This window comes from Pseudomonas sp. NPDC079086 (assembly GCF_044542155.1).
In the GTDB taxonomy this organism is placed as follows: domain Bacteria; phylum Pseudomonadota; class Gammaproteobacteria; order Pseudomonadales; family Pseudomonadaceae; genus Aquipseudomonas.
This window is the reverse complement of the sequence record NZ_JBITTY010000005.1, coordinates 50,892-56,891: the sequence shown is the minus strand read 5'-3', so window position 1 is coordinate 56,891 and position 6,000 is coordinate 50,892. Positions and strand designations below refer to the sequence as shown.

Annotated in this window: 5 protein-coding genes and 1 tRNA gene; 5 read left to right on the top strand and 1 reads right to left on the bottom strand. The window is 58.0% G+C overall.

The window, feature by feature from the left end; genetic code table 11:
* Positions 1 to 126 precede the first annotated feature (126 nt).
* Positions 127 to 203: transfer RNA gene (locus ACIGEK_RS19760), tRNA-Arg, on the top strand.
* A 101-nt stretch (positions 204 to 304) separates the two neighbouring features.
* Here the strand turns inward: ACIGEK_RS19760 and ACIGEK_RS19755 are convergent.
* Complete coding sequence (locus tag ACIGEK_RS19755; RefSeq protein WP_397494957.1) at positions 305 to 820, bottom strand: DUF4124 domain-containing protein; 516 nt, start codon at positions 818 to 820, stop codon at positions 305 to 307.
* A gap of 322 nt (positions 821 to 1,142) precedes the next feature.
* Here ACIGEK_RS19755 and mgtE point away from each other — a divergent pair, with 322 nt between their 5' ends.
* The 4 genes from mgtE to ACIGEK_RS19735 all read left to right on the top strand — a co-directional run bounded on the left by mgtE (position 1,143) and on the right by ACIGEK_RS19735 (position 5,950).
* Complete coding sequence (gene mgtE, locus ACIGEK_RS19750; protein WP_397494956.1) at positions 1,143 to 2,585, top strand: magnesium transporter; 1,443 nt, start codon at positions 1,143 to 1,145, stop codon at positions 2,583 to 2,585.
* 163 nt (positions 2,586 to 2,748) lie between these two features.
* Entirely contained in the window at positions 2,749 to 3,000 is a 252-nt protein-coding gene (locus tag ACIGEK_RS19745; RefSeq protein ID WP_397494955.1) for an OadG family protein, read from the top strand.
* Positions 3,001 to 3,025: 25 nt separating this feature from the next.
* Entirely contained in the window at positions 3,026 to 4,801 is a 1,776-nt protein-coding gene (gene oadA / locus ACIGEK_RS19740; protein WP_397494954.1) for a sodium-extruding oxaloacetate decarboxylase subunit alpha, read from the top strand.
* Positions 4,802 to 4,813: 12 nt separating this feature from the next.
* The gene (locus ACIGEK_RS19735) at positions 4,814 to 5,950 is read left to right on the top strand and encodes a sodium ion-translocating decarboxylase subunit beta (RefSeq protein ID WP_397494953.1); all 1,137 of its coding nucleotides are present in this window, start codon (positions 4,814 to 4,816) and stop codon (positions 5,948 to 5,950) included.
* Positions 5,951 to 6,000 lie beyond the last annotated feature (50 nt).

The window sequence follows — 6,000 nt, the reverse complement described above, 5'->3', positions numbered from 1 at the left end:
AGTACTCGGCTACGAACCGAGCGGTCGGAGGTTCGAATCCTCCTGAGTGCACCAAATTGGAATGGCTTGCAGTGATGCAGGCCATTTTGTTTCAGCCAGTGGTGACCTGGTTAAAAAGCGCCATTTGCACTCATAGCTCAGCTGGATAGAGTACTCGGCTACGAACCGAGCGGTCGGAGGTTCGAATCCTCCTGAGTGCACCAAATAAGAAGGGCCTGCAGCGATGCAGGCCCTTTTTTATTGCCCGCCATTTATGGCAGCCGCCGGCAGATCGTCGCTGTGCGACGTTAACAATGACTTTCGATCATTTTTTACTCGCCGATTTTCGTTTGGTCTTGCCTTTGACGCAGCCGGCTGCATCGAAGCTGACGTTGCGCTTGTTGCCTTTCTTGCCCTGATAAACGTAGCGCGTCTGGCCGTTCTGTTCGGTGACCTTGTCAGGCTTGCCGAGGCTGCTCTCGACGTCGCTGCGGCTCATGCCCAGGCGTATCTGCTGTTTGATGATGGCGGTGCGCCGTTCGCTGCTGCTCAGGTGGTTACCGCAACCGTCCTGCTTTACGCCGATCACCGTCAGCTCGTATTCATTTTTCTTCTTGCTCTCGCGGCTGGCCTTGCGCGGTTTGGCCAGTGGTACTGGTTTACCGCTGCCGGGTGTGGGGTTGTAGGCCTGTTGCAGGCTTTGGTTGTGTGCGTCGGGGCAGCCCTGGCGGGTGAAGGTGACGTGGCCTTTGGCGTCTTCGCAGCGAAATACGCTTGAGCCGAGTGTGGGTAGTGGGCAAAGCAGAATGGCGCAGAAAGTTGCGCAGCGCAGTCCATGCATGGTGCGTCCTCCGTGACGGTCCATATGCAAGGGTAGTCGATGGCTTTGTCTGCGCCAGGCGTGCCTTTGCCAGTGCCCGGCACGTCGCAGTTACAGATGTGTGAGCGCGCTTAAGTTTGTCGTGCAAGCGCTTGTTCTAGGATTGTTTTTGTCACATGCAAAGCGCCTGGGCGGTGGTATCATTTGCCGCGTCAGCCCCGCCGGGGCTTGTGGAAAACCACCATGGACTTACCCAGTAGTTACTCTGAATCTCGATTGTGCAATCACGTGTTGACTGATTGACCCTCTGTGGCGTGCGCTGCCGCTGGGGGTGGAGCGCGCCATGACTGAAGTAGAAGCAAAAAAACCGCAGGAAAGTCTGCAGGATCGCCTGGCTCAGGTGGTCGAGTTGCTGCATCGACACAAGCTGGTCGAAGACCTGACTCACCGTCAGGAAGGCCAGCACCAAGACCGGGTGGAAAACCTGGTACATCGGCAGAACCTCGCCGAATTACAACGCAAGCTTGATGAGCTGCACTCCGCCGACGTTGCCCACATCCTTGAAGCCTTGCCGCTTGATGACCGTCTGACGGTCTGGCAGCTGGTCAAGGTCGAGCGCGACGGCGACATTCTCCTCGAAGTGTCCGATGCAGTGCGCGAAACCCTGCTCGCGGACATGGACGATCACGAAATTCTCGCGGCGGCCAGGGACATGGACGCCGACGAGCTGGCTGATCTGGCCTCCGAGCTGCCGCGCGATGTCGTGCACGAGCTGATGGAAACCCTCGATGCGCAGCAGCGCGAGCGCGTGCGTTCGGCGTTGTCCTATGAGGAAGACCAGGTCGGCGCGCTGATGGACTTCGAGATGGTGACCATCCGCGAAGACGTCAGCCTGGAAGTGGTGTTGCGCTACCTGCGTCGGCTCAAGGAGCTGCCAGGGCACACCGACAAATTGTTTGTGGTGGATTACGACGGCGTGCTCAAGGGTGTGCTGCCGGTCAAGCGTCTGCTAGTCAATGACCCGGAGAAGTTGGTCAGCGAAGTCATGGCCACCGATCCGGTGAGCTTCCACCCGGATGAGGATGGCTACGACGCCGCACAGGCGTTCGAGCGTTATGATCTTATTTCTACGCCGGTGGTGGACAAGAACGGCAAGCTGATCGGTCGTTTGACCATCGATGAAATGGTCGACCTGATTCGTGAGGAAAGCGAAAGCGAAGTTCTTAATATGGCCGGTTTGCGCGAGGAAGAAGACATCTTCGCCTCAGTGTGGAAATCCCTGCGCAACCGCTGGGCCTGGCTGGCGATCAACCTGGTCACTGCCTTTATGGCGTCGCGAGTGATTGGGCTGTTCGAGGATTCCATCGAGAAGTTGGTGGCCCTGGCTGCGCTGATGCCGATTGTTGCGGGCATTGGTGGCAATTCGGGTAACCAGACCATCACCATGATCGTGCGCGCCATGGCGCTGGATCAGGTCAGTACCGGCAACACCTCGCGCTTGATTCGCAAGGAGCTGGGCGTTGGCCTGGTCAACGGCATCGTCTGGGGTGGGGTGATTGGCGTAGTGGCCTACCTGCTCTATGACAGCTGGTCGCTGGGTGTGGTAATGACCGCTGCGATGGTGCTGAACCTGCTGCTCGCTGCGCTGATGGGGGTTTTGATCCCTATGACGTTGGTGCGTATGGGGCGTGATCCGGCCTTGGGCGCCAGTGTGATGATCACTGCGGTAACTGATAGCGGTGGTTTCTTTATCTTCCTGGGTTTGGCCAGTCTGTTCCTGCTCTAACCTGATGACGCTTTCTCTACAGAAAATGTCTCATCGGCTAGGGTTGGGTTTGCTTCAAACGCTCGTTTCACGCTAAGGTTCGCCAGCTTTGCCCGGGATCACCTCCCGGGCGCTCCTATCTAATAATTAACGCAGCTCACACGTAGCTGGTAATGGAGCCAAGATGACCCCTAGTGAACTCCTCCTCGAGGGTGTCGAGCTCATGCTATTCGGCCTGGGCACCGTATTTCTCTTTCTGATTCTATTGGTGCTGATGATCCGCGTGATGTCGTGGGTTATCGAGCGCTTTGCCGTCAAAGCGCCAATTCCCGTATCTGTGCCATTGGCTGTCAAGCCGGCCTCCGACGAGCCGAGCGCTGATGTGCTAGCCGCTATCCAATCCGCTATTCACCAGCACCGCGCCCGCCGTGGGTGAGTCAGGTTCGACAGGGAGCATCTGTATGACTGCCGTAAAGAAAGCACTCGGAATTACTGATGTGGTGCTGCGTGACGCCCACCAGTCGATCTTGGCCACCCGTGTGCGCCTGGAAGACATGCTGCCGATCGCGCCCAAGCTCGATCAGGTCGGCTTCTGGTCCGTGGAGTCCTGGGGGGGCGCGACTTTCGATGCGTGCATCCGCTACCTGGGTGAAGACCCTTGGCACCGCATCCGCGAGCTGAAAAAGGCCATGCCCAATACCCGCCAGCAAATGCTGCTGCGCGGACAGAACCTGCTGGGCTACCGCCACTACGCTGATGACGTTGTGGAAAAATTCGTCGAGCGCGCCGCCTTCAATGGCGTTGATGTGTTCCGCGTATTCGACGCGATGAACGATCCGCGCAACCTGCAGACGGCCCTCAAAGCAGTCAAGCAGCTGGGTAAGCATGCTCAGGGCACCATTTCCTACACTACCAGTCCGGTGCATACCCTGGAAATGTGGGTCGACCTGGCCAAGCAAATTGAAGACATGGGCGCCGATTCGGTGGCCATCAAGGACATGGCCGGTATTCTGACGCCCTACACCGCGTTCGAGCTGGTTACGCGCCTGAAGGCAACCCTGTCGATCCCGATCCATATGCAGTGCCACGCCACTGCTGGGCTGTCGTCTGTGGCCATTCTTAAGGCCGTGGAAGCTGGCATCGACAATGTCGATACCGCTATTTCCTCGTTGTCGATGACTTATGGTCATTCGCCAACCGAATCTGTGGTGGCGATGTTTCAGGGCACTGAGCGCGATACCGGTCTGGATCTGCTGCTGCTTGAAGAAATCGCTGCCTACTTCCGTGACGTGCGCAAGAAGTACGCGAAATTCGAGGGCAACCTCAAAGGTGTCGACTCGCGCATTCTGGTGGCTCAGGTGCCTGGCGGCATGCTGACCAATATGGAAGGACAGCTGAAAGAGCAGGGCGCCCAGGACAAGTTTGACGAAGTGCTCGCTGAGATCCCGCGTGTACGTGAAGACCTCGGCTTTATCCCGTTGGTAACCCCGACCTCGCAAATCGTTGGCACCCAGGCGGTGATCAACGTGCTGACCGGTGAGCGTTACAAGTCGATCACCAAGGAAACCGCCGGCATCTTGAAGGGTGAATACGGTGCGGCACCGGCACCTTTTAATAAAGAGCTGCAGGCGCGCGTACTGGATGGTGCTGAAGCTGTTACCTGCCGTCCGGCTGATCTGCTTGAAGCCGAAATGGACAAGCTGACTGCCGAGCTGAAGGGCATTGCCAAAGAGAAGGGCATCAAGCTCACCACTGATGAAATAGACGACGTACTGACTTATGCCTTGTTCCCGCAGATCGGCCTGAAGTTTCTGGAAAACCGCGGCAATCCTGCGGCCTTCGAGCCGATGCCGACTGGCAAGGAAACCCTGGTTCGTGAAGCCGGCAAACCCGAGGTCTACACCGTAGAGGTGGCAGGCAAGTCCTATGTGGTGCAGGTCAATAACGGTGGCGATATCGAGGGGCTCAAAGCTATCGGTGGTGCGACGTCCGCTGCAGCTGCCGTAGCTGCTCCGGTTGGCGCTGGTGAGCCGCAGAATGCCCCGCTGGCCGGCAACATCTTCAAGGTGCTGGTACAGCCAGGCCAGACCGTGGAAGAAGGGCAGTTGGTGATCATTCTTGAAGCCATGAAGATGGAAACCGAAATCCGTGCGTTCAAGGCTGGCACCATTGGTGCGGTCAACGTCAAGGTCGGTGATGCGGTGGCGGTGGGCGACAGCCTGCTGGCCATCGGTTAAGGGAGCGCGGTAATGGATAAGCTCCTCAAGCTTTGGCAGAGCACCGGCCTTTACCACGTCGAGCCCGGTCAGCTGTTTATGATGGCGGTATGCATCCTGCTGATCTACCTGGCGATCAAGAAAGGCTTCGAACCTCTCCTGCTGTTGCCGATTGGTTTTGGCGGTCTGCTGGCCAATATCCCGGTGGCCAATATGGCCGAGGGGGCGGGCTTCCTGCACATGATCTACGAGGTGGGCCTACCCACCAGTATCTTCCCGTTGTTGATCTTTCTCGGCGTCGGCGCCATGACCGATTTCGGGCCGATGCTGGCCAATCCCAAGACCTTGCTCTTGGGGGCTGCGGCACAGTTTGGGATTTTCGGCACGCTGATGGGTGCTCTGGCGCTGACGGCGTTGGGGATTCCGGGGCTTGAGTTCACCCTCAAGGAAGCCGCATCCATCGCGATTATCGGCGGTGCCGATGGCCCGACCTCGATTTTCGTGACCTCCAAGCTGGCTCCGCATCTGCTCGGTCCGATTGCAGTGGCGGCCTATGCCTATATGGCATTGGTGCCGCTGATTCAGCCGCCGATCATGCGCGCGCTGACCACCAAGGAAGAGCGCAGCATCGTTATGCAGCAGCTGCGCCCTGTTGGTCAGGCCGAGAAAATCATCTTCCCGATTGTGTTGTGCCTGCTGATTGGCATGCTGCTACCGGATGCTGCGCCACTGATCGGCATGTTCGCCCTCGGTAATCTGCTGCGCGAAGCCGGTGTGGTTGAGCGTCTGGCCGATACCTCACGCAATGCGCTGATCAATATCGTCACCATCTTCCTTGGTCTGACCGTGGGTTCGAAGCTCTCTGCCGATTCCTTCCTGCAGCTGAAAACCCTGGGCATCCTCAGTCTGGGTATGGTGGCGTTCTGTGCCGGTACAGCAGCTGGGGTGCTGATGGCCAAGCTGATGAACCTGTTCAGTAAGAACAAGATCAACCCGCTGATCGGTTCCGCAGGGGTATCTGCGGTGCCGATGGCGGCGCGGGTGTCGAATAAAGTGGGGCTGGAGGCCAATCCGCAGAACTTCCTGCTAATGCACGCCATGGGTCCGAACGTGGCCGGGGTGATTGGCTCGGCAGTGGCGGCGGGTGTGCTGCTCAGTTTTGTTGGCTGATTGCGCGCTCAATAAAAAAACCGCCGAAAGGCGGTTTTTTTATTGCCTGC